The sequence below is a fragment of the Streptomyces pseudogriseolus genome, assembly GCA_002154585.1.
GTDB lineage: Bacteria > Actinomycetota > Actinomycetes > Streptomycetales > Streptomycetaceae > Streptomyces > Streptomyces pseudogriseolus.
Map to the genome: position 1 here is coordinate 1 of MUNG01000264.1, position 15,347 is coordinate 15,347.

The window sequence follows — 15,347 nt, forward strand, 5'->3', positions numbered from 1 at the left end:
GGGGGCAACCGGGGGCGGGCGGCGGTTATTCCCGGGCCGGAACCTGAGGGGTGTAGGCGTGCTCGACTGCGCACTCGCGGCGGAGAGACGCCACGTCGGCCGACCAGGAGTCCGTATGTCTGGCATCTGCGTGGTGATGCGCTGCGCTTCCCACTCGAACTGTGATGCACCTCATACTGAGCCAAAATGTGATCAAGGCTCACTTACTCATTCTCAAACGTAACGATCATCACGCGCGCTACACGAATTCGCGACGCCAATGTCCATTTACTGCCCGTTGACCTGACGTTCGGTAACAGGGTGAGGTACGGCAGGTAACTGTGTGGGCTCTGTGGGTGGGGTGTGGCGGGGATGTGGGGCCGAAGTCGTAGCAGAACCATGGCCGTTGGTGTCCTGATGGGCACGGCGTTGGCCGTTGGGTCGGCTCCGGCGCTGACCGGTGAGGCCTTGGCCGGTGCGCCGAATTCACCGGTGTCGCCGATAGCCGGGGTGAGGACTGACGGTCATGGCACCGGTGGCCTCACGGAGGCTGAAGCGATGGCCGAAGCCAAGACAACCGGCGAACCCGTGGAGGTCGTGTCGCTGCGGGGGGAGGCGAGCGAGGTCTTCGCGACTCCGGACGGTCGGTTGCAAGCGCGTGAGTATCTACGTCCGGTCTGGACCCGTATCGACGGCGGCTGGAAGCGGATCGACACCGAACTGGCGGCCACCAGCGAGGGTACCGTCGCCCCCGAGGCGTCGACGGTGGATCTGGAGTTCTCCGGCGGAGGAGAGGGCCCGCTGGTGCGTATGAAGCGCGCCGGGCGTGAGTTGAGCCTGACCTGGCCGACGCCGCTGCCGAAGCCCGAGGTCGAGGGTCCGGTCGCCACGTACCCGTCGGTGCTGCCGGATGTCGATCTGCGGATGACGGCGCAGCAGGACGGGTTCACCCAGTTGCTGGTGGTCAAGTCGGCGGAAGCTGCCGCGAGCCCGGAGCTCGCCCAGTTGCGGCTGGAGCTGGATACACGCGGTCTGTCGGTGGAGGAGACCGAAGAGGGGGGACTGCAGGCACTCGACCAGGGAGCCGAGTCGCCGGTCTTCGAGGCTCCGCGGCCGATGATGTGGGATTCAAGTCCGGGAGAGAGCCCGGCAGGCGCGGAATCGAGCAAAGCAGCACCAGTTGAGAAGGCGAAGGGCAGCAGTGCGTCCGCCGACGCGGGAGCGACCGTGGGCGATCAGCCGGGCGCGGGGGAGTCGGGCAAGCTCGCCCCTGTCGGGGTCGACGTGGCGGAAGGGCAGGACGAACTGGTTTTGACGCCGGACGCGGATGTGCTGAAGGGAGAGGACACCGAATACCCGGTGTTCATCGACCCGCAGTGGTACACCCCCAAGGCCTCCGCATGGACGATGGTGTCCAAGTACTGGGCGGATTCACCACAGTGGAAGTTCAACGGTGACTCCGACTCGGGCCTGGGCTACTGCAACTGGAACTACTGCAAGCCCCACGACACCAAGCGTCTCTTCTACCGCATCCCCGTATCCAAGTTCGCGGGACGCAGCATCCTGTCGGCTGAATTCGTCGTACGCAACACCTGGTCGGCGTCGTGCTCCGACCGTGGCGTGCAACTGTGGCGTACCAAGGACATCAGCTCGTCCACCACGTGGAACTCCCAGAACGCCTCAGGTTTCTGGATCGACCACCTCAAGACCGAGAGCTTCGCGTACGGGTATGACGGGTGCGCTGCCAAGGACGCCGAGTTCGATGTGGAAACGGCTGTCCAGCAGGCCGCCGACGGCAAATGGTCGACGATGACCTTCGGTCTGCAGGCGTCGAGTGAAAGCGACGGCTACGGATGGAAGCGGTTCTCGGACAACGCCTTCCTCCGGGTCGAGTACAACCGTCCCCCGGCCCAGCTGAAGATGTCGCAGCTCACGATGACTTACGGCGGTACCTGCAAGACCCCGTACCCTCTCGCCCGCGTTCGCACCCTGGGCACGATCCGCGCGAACAACGTCACCGATCCTGACGGGGACAACGTCGGCGTACAGTTCCAGGCGAAGTGGGACGGAGGCTCGTGGAGTCCGACCCGCGCGGCAGGCAAGGCGTCCGGATCGTCGTTCGCGATCTCCCTTCCGTCTTCGATCCCGAAGAACAAGACCGTCCGCTGGTACGCCAGGGTCTTCGACGGGGCACAGTACTCACCGTGGTCACATGCCGGAGCCGCGTCGGCATGCTACTTCGTCTACGACACCAGCGTGCCCCAGGCGCCGACCGTGAGTTCGGGAGAGTATCCGGAGTCTGACCCGGCCAACCCCGAGGACCCTTGGTACGACGGGGTGGGCCAGTACGGGTCGTTCACCGTCGACGGGGTCGACTCGGACGTGACGACGTACTGGTACGGCATCAACGGGGATCCGACCTCAAGAAACAAGATCACCACATCGGGCGGTGCCGCGCGGATCGCGAAGGTGCTGCCGGCCAGGCCCGGCGTGAACTTCTTCACGGCGCAGGCTTTCGACTCCGCCGGTAACGGCAGTGAGATCCGCACCTACCAGTACCGGGTGAAGGCCGGGCAGCCCGACAGGGCGACATGGCAGCTGGACGAAGGCGCGGGCTCGAGCCAGGCGAAGGGAGCGACACCTCCGCGGACCCTGAAGCTGCTCGGTGGCACGACTGCCGAAGCCGAAGGCGCGGTCGGCACAGCGGTGCGGTTCAACGGCACGGACGGATATGCCGACACCGACCTCTCTCCGGTCAACACCACGCAGGGCTTCGCCGTCTCCGCGTGGGTCAACTTCGACCAGCAGCCCACACACTCGATGGTGGTGGCGACCCAGCCGGGCAACGTCATGGCCGGCTTCGAGCTCTATTACTCCCCGGTGCACGGCTGGGTGTTCAACCAGCATGCATCGGACACCGCCGGTGCCGCATCGGTCATGGCGAAGGCTGCCACCCCCGCCCCGGTCACGGTGGGCAAGTGGACGCACGTCGCCGGGTCCTACGACGCGACCGTGGACCGACTGCGCCTGTACGTCGACGGTCAACTGGTCGGCGAGAAGTCCTGGTCCACCCCCTGGAACGCCCGCCGAGGCCTGAGGATCGGAGCCGGCTCCTACACCGGTACGCCCGGCAACTTCTTCTCCGGGGCCATCGACGACGTGCAGATCTTCAACCGGCAGCTGGAGGACAGCGAGGTCACTCAGCTGCACGCGAAGCAGACCGTCGGCGACCCGGGCCAACCCGCGCTCGCGGTGTTCCCCATGGACGAGGCAGTCGGCGCGACGGAGATCGTCGGACACGGCGGAGTGATCCCGGCGACCTACCACGGAACGGTCAGCACGGGCGAGCCGGGAGTCGCGGGCAAGGCCGCCCACTTCGACGGCACGACCGGCTACGCGAAGGTCGGCGAAACGAGCGCCCCACACGTGAACACCTTCCGCAGCTTCACCGTCTCGGCCTGGGCCAAACTGGACTCCCTGGCGGCCGAAAGCGGCGTGGTGGTGCTGCAGGCCGGCAAGGAACGGCCCGGGATGGAGCTGTACTACTCCGCCGCCGCCCAGCAGTGGGCCTTCGCCCAGTACACCGCGGACTCTGCGGACGCGGGCATCACTCGCGTCACGCAGCCCGTTGGCGCGCAGGCCTATGCCGGGGAATGGGCGCACCTGGTCGGCGTGCACGACACGGACGACAACACGCTCACCCTGTATGTGAACGGCACGAAGGCCGGCTCCGTCACCCAGAACAGCCCCTTCCATGCGGACAGGTCGATGTACATCGGCGTCGGCGACTTCGGCGGAGCGAGGCAGTACTTCTTTCCCGGCACTGTTGACGACGTACGGGTGCAGGATCGGCCGGTCTCCGCCGAAGAGGTGCAGCAGATGTTCAAGCAGCGGCCTCTCCTCACGAGCCGGTGGACCTTCGAAACAGCATCCGGCACCCCGCTGACGACCCCAGACGCCTCTGCATCGGGCAACGACATGACGCTGAACGGCGGTGCGACTCTCGGCTCCGGATGGGTCGACGGCGGCGTCGACCTCGACGGTGTCGACGACTACGGCGTGACCTCGGTTGTTCCGGTCGATACCAGCGCAAGCTTCACGGTCTCCGCATGGGCCCAGGCAGCCGCCCTCCCCAGCCGCAGCGCTGCGCTGCTCAGCGTGCCCGGTACGGCCCAGAGCGCCTTTACCGTCCGATACGAACCCAGGGCCCTGGATGCTGGCCCGGGCCATTGGCGGATCGCGATGGCTTCGGCGGACTCCGCAGACGCCACCGTCGACCATGTTGACAACGGTCAGTTCTTCAGCCCGACCGAGTGGACACACCTGGCTCTCGTCTATGACGGCTTCGCCAAACACCTCTCGCTCTACGTCAACGGTCAGCTCGAAGAGGTCGCCTGTACGGATGGCGACGGTGACGGCGAATCCGACGACACCGCCTGCGAGGACCGGCTGTCCTGGGCGGACCACGTGCTCTCGTTCAAGTCGGCGCAGCCGATGCAACTCGGTCGTGCCAAGAGCGGAAGCAACACCTGGGGAGACTACTGGCCGGGGGCCGTGTCCGATGTGTGGGCTTTCCAGGGCGCACTGACGGAAACCCAAGTCCAGCACCTTGCCGAGGGTCTGCCCGGCGCGCCCACAGAGGTACCCGACGGGGACTTCTGAGGAGAGCGGTGCCGGGATTGGACCCGGCACGGCCGCCCCTTCTTCGTGCACCAGACAGACCTACTTCCCTGTGCCGCCGGGCAGAACGGCCCGAAGCGAAATGAAGGAATTGAGACAGGATGAACGGCAGATTCGCCAAACCGCTTCGGATACTGCGGCGACGAATAGCACTGGCCTCAGCCGCCCTTATGGTCGGTACCCTCCTTCAAGCCGTGACGCAACCCGCCGCCGCTGTGGGCGAAGACGTGCCGGTCGATCCCGCAGCCTTCGAGAAGCCCATCCCCGGGAGCACGGGCAAGACCAAACCGCGCGCCCTGACCACGGGCCCCCGAACCCCCACCGAAGCGCCTGAGGCTGCTTGGCCGAAGGCGACTGTGGTGTCGACGGAGCTTCCCGAGCCCCGCGGGACGACACGCGGCATGCAGGCCGTCCATGTCCCGGGTACACCACTGAGCCTGGATGTCGGGGCAGCAGTTGGTACAAAGAGGGCTCGCGGCAGTGTCGAGACGCACGTCCTCAGCCGCAAGACGTCCGAGCGGGCCGGAATCGACGGTGTCCTCTTCACCCTGCAAGGCAAGGACACACCGGCTCGCGCAGGACAGATCCGCAGCACAGTGGACTACTCCTCCTTCGCCGGAGCGTATGGTGGCGGCTATGCCTCCCGGCTGACCCTGGTGGAACTTCCCGCATGCGTGCTCACGACCCCCGACAAACAGGCCTGTCGTGTGGCCAAGCCCGTCGAGACGGTCAACGATCTCGAGAAGCAAACCCTCACCGCGTCCAGCGTGTCCCTGCGGACGACCGCTCCCACCGTTCTGGCGGCCGTGGCCGCGACGGAGAGCGCAAAGGGGGACTACAAGGCCACCTCCCTCTCCGCGTCAGCGACCTGGAACACCGACCTCAACACCGGTGCCTTCGGCTGGACATACAACATGCCGGTGCCCGATGTGCCCGGCGGCCTGACCCCAAATGTCGGGTTGTCCTATTCCTCCGGCTCCATCGACGGACGAACCGGCAACACCAACAACCAGGCCTCCTGGGCGGGCGACGGGTTCGACCTGTGGCCCGGTTTCATCGAACGCCGCTACAAGCCCTGTGCCGATGACGGACAGACGGCGGACGACGGCGTCAACAAGCCGGGTGACCTGTGCTGGGCCTATGACAACGCCTATCTGTCGCTGAACGGCAAAGCCGGCGAGTTGGTGCCCAACGGCACGGACAAGTGGAAGCTGAAGCGCGACGATGGCACGAAGATCGACCGGCTCCGCGGTTCCGGCCGGGAGAACGGCACCCACAACGGTGAGTACTGGAGGGTCACCACTCCGGACGGCACCCTCTACTACTTCGGCTACCACCGACTTCCCGGCTGGTCGGACGGCAAGGAGACCACCGACTCCACCTGGACCGTGCCGGTCTATGGCGACGACGCGGGTGAGCCCTGCCACGCCGGGACATTCGCGGATTCCTGGTGCCAGCAGGGCTGGCGCTGGAACCTCGACTACGTCGTGGACACCCATAGCAACGCCGTCACCTACTTCTACGACCAGGAGGTCAACTCCTACGGCCGGAATCTGAAGGCCGAGGACGGCACCCCCTACGTTCGTGGCGGCACCCTCGACCGCATCGAGTACGGCCTGAAGTCGTCCTCGCTCTATGGGACGAATCCGCTGGCCAAGGTCATCTTCACCAACGACGACCGCTGCCTGAGGGACTCGAACACCACCTGCTCCGACATCGACGCCGACTCGGCCTACTGGTATGACACCCCCTGGGACCTGAACTGTGACAGCGGCGAAGACTGTGACCAGGGGCGCCTGTCGCCAGCCTTCTTCACCACCGAGCGTCTGACCGCTGTCACCACCCAGGTCCTTGACGGCAGCACCTACAAGGATGTCGACTTCTGGGCGCTGACGCACCGCTGGGGTATGGCCGATACCGACTACCAACTGCTACTGGACTCCGTGCAGCGCACCGGGCACAGCGCCACACCGGCGATCACCCTCCCGAAAACCACGTTCGGGTACGTCCAGCGCGCAAACCGGCTCGACAAGACCGGTGACGGCTTTGCCCCGTTCATCAAGGACCGTTTGAACAGCGTCGCCGATGAGGCGGGCGGCCAGATCGACGTCGGTTACTCGGCGCCGGTCTGCGATGCGGGGGCCCTGCCCACTCCGCAGACCAACATCACCCGTTGCTTCCCGCAGTACATCGGCGGCAGCGCCAGCGATGACCCCGAACTCCAGTGGTTCAACAAGTACGTGGTCACCTCTGTGACCGCCACCGACCGCACGGGCGGAGCCCCCGACCAGGTCACCAACTACAGCTACCTAGGTGGTGCCGCCTGGCACTACGACGATGACGACGGCCTGACGAAGGAGAAGTTCAAGACCTGGTCCCAGTGGCGCGGCTATGGGCATGTGCGGGTTCAGACCGGCGGCCTTGGTGGCGCCCCGGCCATGAGGTCTCAGCAGGACAGCTACTTCCTGCGCGGCATGGACGGCGACCGCGAGGACGCTTCGGGCGGCACCAAGGATGTCACCGTCTCCCTAGACGCCGGCGAAGGAGACCCGATCACCGATCACGAGTCGGCAGCAGGCTTCGCCTACAAGACCGTCACGTACTCCGGCCCTGGCGGCAAGGTGCTGGGCAAGACAGTCAACCGGCCGTGGCATCACCAGACGGCGAAGAAGGAACGCTCCTGGGGCACGGTGACCGCCAACTTCACCGGCACCGCGCACAGCCGCACCTGGACCTCGCTCGACGACGGCTCGGGCGCCAAGTGGCGCACGACCTCCTCCGCCACCACGTACGACACCGTGGCCGGCCGTGTCGTACAGGTCGACGACCACGGCGACAACAGTGTTACTGAGGACGACACCTGCACCCGCACCACCTACGCAACGAACCTCACTAAGAACATTCTCGGACTGCCGTCCCGGGTCGAAACCGTTTCCACCGGATGCGGCACCACACCCAGCCGCCCCGGTGACGTGATCTCCGACGTGCGCTCCGCCTACGACGGCGGCTCCTACGACGCGGAACCCATCAAGGGCGACGTTTCGGCCACCGCGGTGTTGAAGAAGTACGACGGCACCACCGCCGTCTACCTCGAATCCGGCGCGACCCATGACGGATACGGCCGCACTCTCACCAGCACCGACCTCACCGCGAACGTGACGGTGACAGCGGCCGGAACCCTCACCCGCTCCCCGCGCGACGACGGCCGCACCACCACCACGGTACGCACCCCGACCACCGGCTTCCCCACCACCGTCAGTACCACCACGCCCCCCGCCACGCCTGGCGACGCGTCCACGGCGCAGACCTCGACCACCACTCACGAGGTCCTGCGGGGACTGCCCCTGGCCCAGACCGACACCAACGGCAAAGTCACCAATTTCGCCTACGACGCGCTGGGCCGCTCCACCAAGGTCTGGCTGGCCGACCGCCGAACCGACCAGACGCCCACCTACGAGTTCACCTACACGATCACCGAGGACAAGCCCGTCGCCGTCGGCACCAAGACAATCGGGAACGGGGGCGCACAGAGCACTTCCTACGTCCTCTACGACGGCTTCCTGCGGCCACGGCAGACCCAGGATCCGGGCCCGGACGGCGGGGCCCTGCTCACCGACACGTTCTATGACGAACGAGGTCTCGTCACGTATGAGTTGGCCACGTACTACATCGTCGACGAGCCCTCGGGCATACTGTTCCTGCCGGACGACGCCCTGAGCGTCGAGACACAGAAACGCACCACCTACGACGGTCTCGGCAGGGCCGTGGAGAGCAGGCAGATCGCCGGCAACGGCGACGGCGGTACCGTCCTTGGAGTCACCAAGACTCTGTACGGCGGCGACCGCGTCACCACCATCCCGCCTGTCGGCGGCACCGCCACCACCGTCCTCACCGACGCCCGCGGACAGACCACCGAACTGCGTCAGCACCACGCCCGCAGCGCCACCGCCGCCTACGACACGACCCACTACCGGTACACACCGCGCGGCGAGCTGGACCGAATCACGGATCCGGCCGGCAATTCATGGACCTACACCTACGACCTGCTCGGCCGGCAAACCAAGTCCGTCGACCCGGACAAGGGTACGACCGTCAGCGAGTACGACGACCGTGGCCAGCTCATCCACACCGACGATTCCCGTCCCGACGCCGATGCGCCGTCCCTGTGGTACTCCTACGACGGCCTCGGCCGGAAGACGGAGCTCCGCGAGAACTCAACCACCGGACCCCTCCGCGCCGAGTGGGTCTACGACACCATCAGCGGGGCCAAAGGCCACCTCGCCGAGTCCACCCGATACGACGACGGAAACGCCTACACCAGCGAGGTCGTCACCTACGACCGCCTCTACCGTCCGCAGCGCACCTCCATCACGATCCCCGCTGCTGAAGGGGCTCTGCAAGGCACCTATCTGAGCACGGCGACCTATAACGTTGCCGGCCTGGTCCAAGGCACTGGTTACCCCAAGGCCGGCGGCCTGCCCGCTACTTCGGTCACCTACACCTACGAGGACCAGACTCTGAGGCTCATCGGCACGAGCAGCAGAGAGAGCATAAGATCCACCGCCAGTTACAGCCTCACAGGCAAGCCCCGCACCTACGAACTAACGCACGGCAGCAATAAGACGGTCGAAGCCAAGAACACCTATGAATGGGGTACCCAGCGCCTGGCCACCTCGCGCCTTGACCGTCAGGACATAGACGGCGTCGACCAGCACAACACCTATCACTACGACGAAGCCGGCAACGTCCTGTCCGTATCGGACGTCTCCCGCTCCGGAACCGACACCCAGTGCTTCGCCTACGACGGACTGCGCCGCCTGACCGAGGCCTGGACCCAGGCCGTTCCGACCTGCTCCACCGCCCCAAGCGGCACCTCCTTGGGCGGCCCCGCCCCCTACTGGCACTCGTACACGTATGACAAGGCGGGCAACCGCCAGACCGAAGTCATCCACGATGTCACTGGAAACACGGCCAAGGACACCGAGCGCACCTACACCTACCCCGGCGCGCCCAACGCCCAGCCGCACACCCTGACTTCGGTCACGACAGCCGGTCCGACAGGGGAGTCAAAGGACACCTACACCTACGACGAGGCCGGCAACACCGCGACCCGCACACTCGGCGGCGACACTCAGAGGCTCACCTGGGACGCCGAAGGACACCTCGCCAAGGTCACCGAGCCGGTGGAGGGAAGCGCCGACGAGGTCACCGAATACCTCTACGACACCGAGGGCAACCGCCTCATCGCCCGGACACCGACCGAGACCACCCTCTACCTGGGCGCCACCGAGCTCACTCTCGCCAAGGGATCCACCACCCCGAAAGCCACGCGCTACTTCGACCTCGGCGGAGGCCATCAGGCCGTCCAGCAGGACGACGGCAGCGTTTCCATCACCCTCGCCGACCACCACGGCACAGCCCAGCTCGCCATCGGCACAGCCACCCAGCAGCTCACCCAGCGCCGCACCCTTCCCTTCGGCGGCCTCCGCGGCACAGCACCGACCAACTGGCCAGGTACGAAGGGCTTCGTCGGCGGCACCGACGACACCAAGACCACCGGCCTGACCCACCTCGGCGCCCGCGACTACGACCCGTCAACCGGCCGCTTCATCAGCGTCGACCCACTCCTGGAACTCGACAAACCCCAAACCCTCAACGGTTACACCTACGGGGCTCAGAACCCGCTGACCTTCACCGACCCCACGGGACTCGGCCTGGCCTGCGGACGAGGATTCAGCGAAGGCTGCGGTACCGGCGTTCAGACTCATGCTGACGGGAGTCTCTCGGCTAACGGAAACCCCACTGGTGGTGGAATCGCGTACCGGAAGAACGATGATGGGGGGTCAGACGACGCGCCGGTGACGGTTAGAGCATATGGGGATTCCATCACCATTCAGGGTGTATACATTCCCACCCATGAAGAACTCGTGGAAAAGTTCCCCTACTATCACGAAAACCTCTCCTACGATGCCAACCTAAAGAGCTGGGCGCGCGCGAAGTGTTCCGGTTCAATGGATGCATTTTGCGTCGCCGTCGAAAAGCTTGGGTGGTTCGGTGGCAGCCCTGATGTGGATGTTCTTGAGATCATCGGTGTCCGGAACTACGTCGAGTGCTACAAGGGAAATGGCTGCAAGGCGGCATTCGCGGACGCGGCGCTGACAGCTGGTACCGCTGCTTTGGGTAAGGCGCTCAAGGTTATAGGTAAAGCTTTTGTGCAGTCCCTGAAGAAGAGTGACAGCGTGCCCATCGCTTGTTTGGTCGGGGCCGCTCACAGCTTCGTCTCAGGTACTGAAGTCCTTTTGGCGGATGGCACCACAAAGCCCATTCAGGATGTCGAAGTCGGCGAGAAGGTTACTGTCACTGACCCCGTGACAGGAGAAACCACCGTTCGGGAAGTCGTCGGCACCGTCATCACGGAAGACGACAAGCACTTCGTCGACATCTCTCTGGCCACGAGCGACGGTGTCGCGGTACTGGCAGCGACGGCCACCCACCCCTTCTGGTCCAGCTCCGAAGGCCGATGGGTGGATGCCGGCCACCTGGAACCCGGCATGACCGTCCGTGCCGTCGAAGACGCTGCTGTGACCGTAGTGGGCGTGCGCAAGTACACGGATCGGCAACGCACCTACGACCTGACGATCAGTGGCATCCACACGTATTATGTGCTGGCGGGGGAGACGCCGGTACTCGTTCACAACAGCAATGGCTGCCCCACTGGAAGGTTGTCGGATCCCCTACCCAGGGGGATGAACAACAAAATCGCTTCCGCCTACGACGACGTGAAGGCAGGGCGGATCCCTTCGCACGACACCTATTCGGGGCGTGAACATCCGTGGTGGGCAGGATCTAAGGAATACCGCGTGCCTGGTAGGCCGGAAACCGACAGGATCCTGGAAAAGGAGTTGCCCAACGGCGTCAAGGTGTACGGTTGGACATCCACGCATTACACGAAGATTCAACGCTTCAGTGCACCCCACTTCCCTGACTCGGGGTGGAATTAGTAGCCTTATTCGTTAACTGGCGCGGTGACACTTCGGTGTCGCCGCGCCAGCTCCGGTTAGGGGTCAAGCATGAATGGTGAATTGTCTATGGCGATTGAGGCGGATTTCCCGATGTATGTGGTGGCCGATGAGGAGTCTGGAGACGTACTCGTCGCGGCCGAAGATGTGGAGGGATTTTTTGTCGACCCGGAGGAGGAGACGCCGGAAGTAGTATTCCTGAGGGCTCATGAGGTTAACAGGGGCAGGCGAAGGGCTGAAGACGCGGTACTGCGGATTGTTAATTGTCGACGGGAAAAGATTGGCGAGTACTTCATCGGTCGGGTTGTGCTCGGCGATGTCGGCACAGAATCGTCAGACGGTAAAATTTCGAGCGTTCCATATCGATTCTTTGGTAATCGCTGCGAGTATCCCGAGGCTGCAAAAATCTGGCGACGCTGGGCATTGGACGTCGCAATGGAGAAGGGAGAATGGCTTCAATGGCCGACGAGTCATCACAGCGCCTGGCTCCATGTTGTCCAGAACGCTTGGTTTACCTCGAATCACAGGGCCGCCCGCTATGGAGTCGATGACGTCGCACATTTGGATGGCGCCCAAATCTCGACGAAGTCGGGTTTTTTCTGCGCATTGGGTGAGGCGGTTAATGGCCCTGGCGGGTACTTTGGGTCAAATCTTGACGCTCTGGCGGACTGTATTTCTTCGAGTTTCGGAGAGGGTCCTCCGGTGAAGATTGTTTGGCGAAATTTCCGAGTGTCCCAGGAGTCGCTGGATCGCACTTTCATGGACTCGGTTATGGAGGTTATGCGCGAATTTCACGTGGATGTCACTATTTGCTGACTTCCGTTTGTCATGAATGTGCGCAAGCAAATTTGAAGCCCCGTCAGACGGTTCCTGGCGGGGCTTCTTCGTGGAGTGACGGCAGTAGTTGACGGCAACGTCAGTGGACGGTGGCTCCGCACAGCGGCGGGTCGTTGCCGTCGTCGCGGGTCGACTCGTCGCTGACAGGCCCGTCAAGGGCGGTGCTGAGGGTGTCGATGGCGTCGCGCTGGAGGCGGAGCCGGACGTGGGCGTAGACGGTGGCGGTGACGCCGATGTGGGCGTGGCCGAGGAGTTCCTTGATGACGACGAGTTCGACGCCTTGTTCCAGGAGCAGGGTGGCGGTGGAGTGGCGGAGGTCGTGGAAGCGGATGCGGCGGAGGCCGGCCTTGCTGAGGAGTGTGGTGAAGGTGCGGGTGAGGTTCGTCGGGTCGATCGGTCTGCCCTGGAGAGTGGTGAACACGTGCCCGTTGTGTTGCCACGTGGTGCCTGCGGCCTCACGCTCGCGCTGCTGCTGTTCGTGGTGGTGCTTCAGCGACTGGAGGCAGCGGGTGGGGACGGCGATGCGGCGTTCGGAGGCTCGGGTCTTGGTGGGCAGCGTGGTGAGTCCGCCTGTGCTGGTGCGCTGCAAGGTGCGACGGACGGCGGCCGTGCCCCGGTCGAGGTCGAGGTCTTCCCAGCGCAGGCCGAGGAGTTCGCCCTTGCGGAGTCCGGTGTGGAGGGCAAGTTCGAACAGGGCGTTCAGCCGGTGACCTTGGGTGGTGTTGAGGAACTGGCGGGCTTCGTCGGCGGTGAGGGGATCGAAGCGTCGGGGCCGGGGCGTCCCGGTGCGGACGTTGCGGGCCACGTTGCGCGGGATCTCCTCTTCGCGGACGGCGTGCTCCAGGGCGGACTTGAGTACGGAGTGGATGTAGTTCAGCGTCAGCGGAGAGAGCCGCTTGGAGCAGCACACGCCGAGAGCGCAGCAGCGCGGCTCATCACGCCAGACATCGAGACCGCGCGAGCAGCACTGGCAGGCGGTGCGGAGCTGGTTGAGCCAGGTGCGGACGTCCTTGGCGGTGAGCTTGGTGAGCTTCTTCTTGCCGAGGCCGGGGATGAGGTACCGGTCGACGCAGGCGGTGTAGCGGGTGTGGGTGTTCTCGCGGAGGTTGTGGACGGCGACGTTCTCGAGCCAGTACGTCAGGTATGCGGCTACGCTGCCCTGCGCGGTGGGGACGGAAAGGCCGCGGTTGCTGTCGGCGATCTTCTGCGTGAGTTTGTCGGCCGCGTCTTTGCGGGTGGTGCCGTAGACGCGGACACGTTTGCGGGTGCCGTCGGCAGCGAGGACGTAGCCAGCGGCTTCCCAACGGCCGTCCCTGCGCTGGTAAATGGTGCCTTCACCATTGGCGCGGCTCTTGCGCTTGGGTGCTGTCATCAAGCGGCCTCTTCCAGGTGACGCTGTATGTAGTCCTCGAGTGCGACGGCGGGGATACGGCGAGCCCGGCCGATGGTGATCGAAGGGAGCCGACGGGAGCGAATCAGGTCGTAGACCGTGGAGCGGCCGAGCTTGAGCCGGGCCATGACGTCCGGGACGGTCAGCAGCTCTTCGTCACGCATGGGTGGGTTCTCCTTCCGCTCCTGGGGCGGGGTTGAGGGATGCGGCGAGCCAGGCTTCGGCGTCGCATAGGCCGGTTCCGGCGAAGACCCAGTGGGCGAGGACGTACGTCGTCTCCGCCTCGCACTCGGGCTGTGCAGCGGCTGTCTGTGCTCGGCGCCATTCGGCCCGGGCGTCGCGGAGGGCGCCGAGGGTGGTGGAGTAGCGGCGGGACTTGGTGGAGAAGTGGCCGCGGAAGCCGAGCATGTGGGCCCAGGCGCGCAGGCGGAGGTGTTCGAGGTCTTTTCGGGCGCCGAGGGTCCAGGCGGTGCGGATGAGGCGGCGGGCGTGGTTGCTGATGTCGAGGTGGGCGAGTTCGGCGGCGAACTTGAGGGGGCGGTCGAGTGCGCCTGTCGCGGTCTCTGCTCCCTTGGTGGCGTACTTGGCGATGTACGCGGCGACGGCCCGTTCGGTCAGTTCCTGGCCACCGCTGAAGTCGGCGGATCGGATGGTGCGGACGTCGAGTTGGCGGCCGAAGGTGAAGGTGTGCGAGCTGCCGTCGATGGTGGGGCCGTCGACGCGTGCGTTGGCTGCGGCGGTGCGTATGGCGTCGGTGAGGAGTTCGGCGGTGGCCCAGGCCGGGGGCGGGGAGTCGCCGCCGGTGGGGCCGTCGAGGCGTATGACGGCGTGAAAGTGGACCGCTCCGCGCTTCTGGTACTCGGCGACCTTGGCGAAGGAGACGCGTGCGTGGTCGCGGAGGCGGCGCTGTGAGAGGCCCGCGCGCTTGGCGACCTCCCGGCGGAGGTAGATCGAGAATCGCCGCCAGAGAGGACCAGCGTGTGCGTTCCAGAGGACGGCTCCGTCGTAGTCGTAGGTGTCCGGGTCCAGCGGGGTGCCGAGTGCTTCGTCCTCCTGGCCGTGGTGGGTGCCGCAGCGGCAGGGGCGGCCGGTGGAGGGGCGATTGTGGACCAGGCCGAAGCTGGGGGCGGTGAAGGTGGCGAAGACGCGGGGATGGGTGGCGACGTGTTCGGGGGTGCCTTTGCCGCCTCGCAGTCCGGCGGTGATGAGTTGGAAGGTGTCGCGGCGGTAGACCTCGGCGCAGGCCGGGCAGCGGGTGGTGCGGCGGTTGTTGCAGCGGACGAGGAGTTGGCCGGCCGGGAGGGTGGAGGAGTCGAGGTGCTGGAGGATGCGGCCGATCTCGCCGGTGGCGGTGTCGACGTCGTACTCGGTGCGGTGGCCGTCCAGCCGGATCGGGTGGGTGCACCCACCCGATCCGGCTGGACGGCCACCGCACCGAGTAC

At 65.4% G+C, this 15,347-nt stretch carries 6 protein-coding genes; 3 read left to right on the forward strand and 3 right to left on the reverse strand.

Features of this window, described 5'->3' with window-relative positions; translation table 11 throughout:
- Positions 1-537: 537 nt before the first annotated feature.
- The 3 genes from CCN29_RS22475 (at position 538) to CCN29_RS22485 (ending at position 12,494) form a co-directional block, all read left to right on the forward strand.
- Entirely contained in the window at positions 538-4,641 is a 4,104-nt protein-coding gene (locus CCN29_RS22475) for a LamG-like jellyroll fold domain-containing protein (protein ID WP_086684040.1), read from the forward strand.
- A gap of 188 nt (positions 4,642-4,829) precedes the next feature.
- Positions 4,830-11,660: an RHS repeat-associated core domain-containing protein gene (locus CCN29_RS22480; RefSeq protein ID WP_086684043.1), complete on the forward strand. Its 6,831-nt coding sequence runs from the start codon at positions 4,830-4,832 to the stop codon at positions 11,658-11,660.
- A 69-nt stretch (positions 11,661-11,729) separates the two neighbouring features.
- On the forward strand, positions 11,730-12,494 hold the full coding sequence (locus tag CCN29_RS22485) for a barstar family protein (protein WP_086684046.1): 765 nt from the start codon (positions 11,730-11,732) through the stop codon (positions 12,492-12,494).
- A 100-nt stretch (positions 12,495-12,594) separates the two neighbouring features.
- On the opposite strand, the gene CCN29_RS22490 is transcribed toward CCN29_RS22485, so the two are convergent.
- From CCN29_RS22490 to CCN29_RS22500, 3 genes are all read right to left on the reverse strand, one after another.
- Positions 12,595-13,887 carry a tyrosine-type recombinase/integrase gene (locus CCN29_RS22490; RefSeq protein WP_086684049.1) on the reverse strand — a complete coding sequence of 431 codons (1,293 nt, stop codon included), beginning with the start codon at positions 13,885-13,887 and terminating at the stop codon, positions 12,595-12,597.
- Positions 13,887-14,069, reverse strand: a complete 183-nt coding sequence (locus CCN29_RS22495) for a helix-turn-helix domain-containing protein (protein ID WP_086684051.1) — start codon at positions 14,067-14,069, stop codon at positions 13,887-13,889. The genes CCN29_RS22490 and CCN29_RS22495 overlap by 1 nt, the downstream gene beginning before the upstream one ends.
- Positions 14,062-15,347: replication initiator (locus tag CCN29_RS22500; RefSeq protein ID WP_442538454.1), on the reverse strand; the 1,286-nt coding region annotated here is incomplete at its 5' end. The genes CCN29_RS22495 and CCN29_RS22500, both read right to left, overlap by 8 nt.

Bases quoted from the DNA above. Each gene is read 5' to 3' on its own strand.
- CCN29_RS22490 (WP_086684049.1), bottom strand. From the start codon at position 13,887: ATGACAGCACCCAAGCGCAAGAGCCGCGCCAATGGTGAAGGCACCATT.
- CCN29_RS22485 (WP_086684046.1), top strand. From the start codon at position 11,730: ATGAATGGTGAATTGTCTATGGCGATTGAGGCGGATTTCCCGATGTAT.
- CCN29_RS22495 (WP_086684051.1), bottom strand. From the start codon at position 14,069: ATGCGTGACGAAGAGCTGCTGACCGTCCCGGACGTCATGGCCCGGCTC.
- CCN29_RS22475 (WP_086684040.1), top strand. From the start codon at position 538: ATGGCCGAAGCCAAGACAACCGGCGAACCCGTGGAGGTCGTGTCGCTG.
- CCN29_RS22480 (WP_086684043.1), top strand. From the start codon at position 4,830: ATGGTCGGTACCCTCCTTCAAGCCGTGACGCAACCCGCCGCCGCTGTG.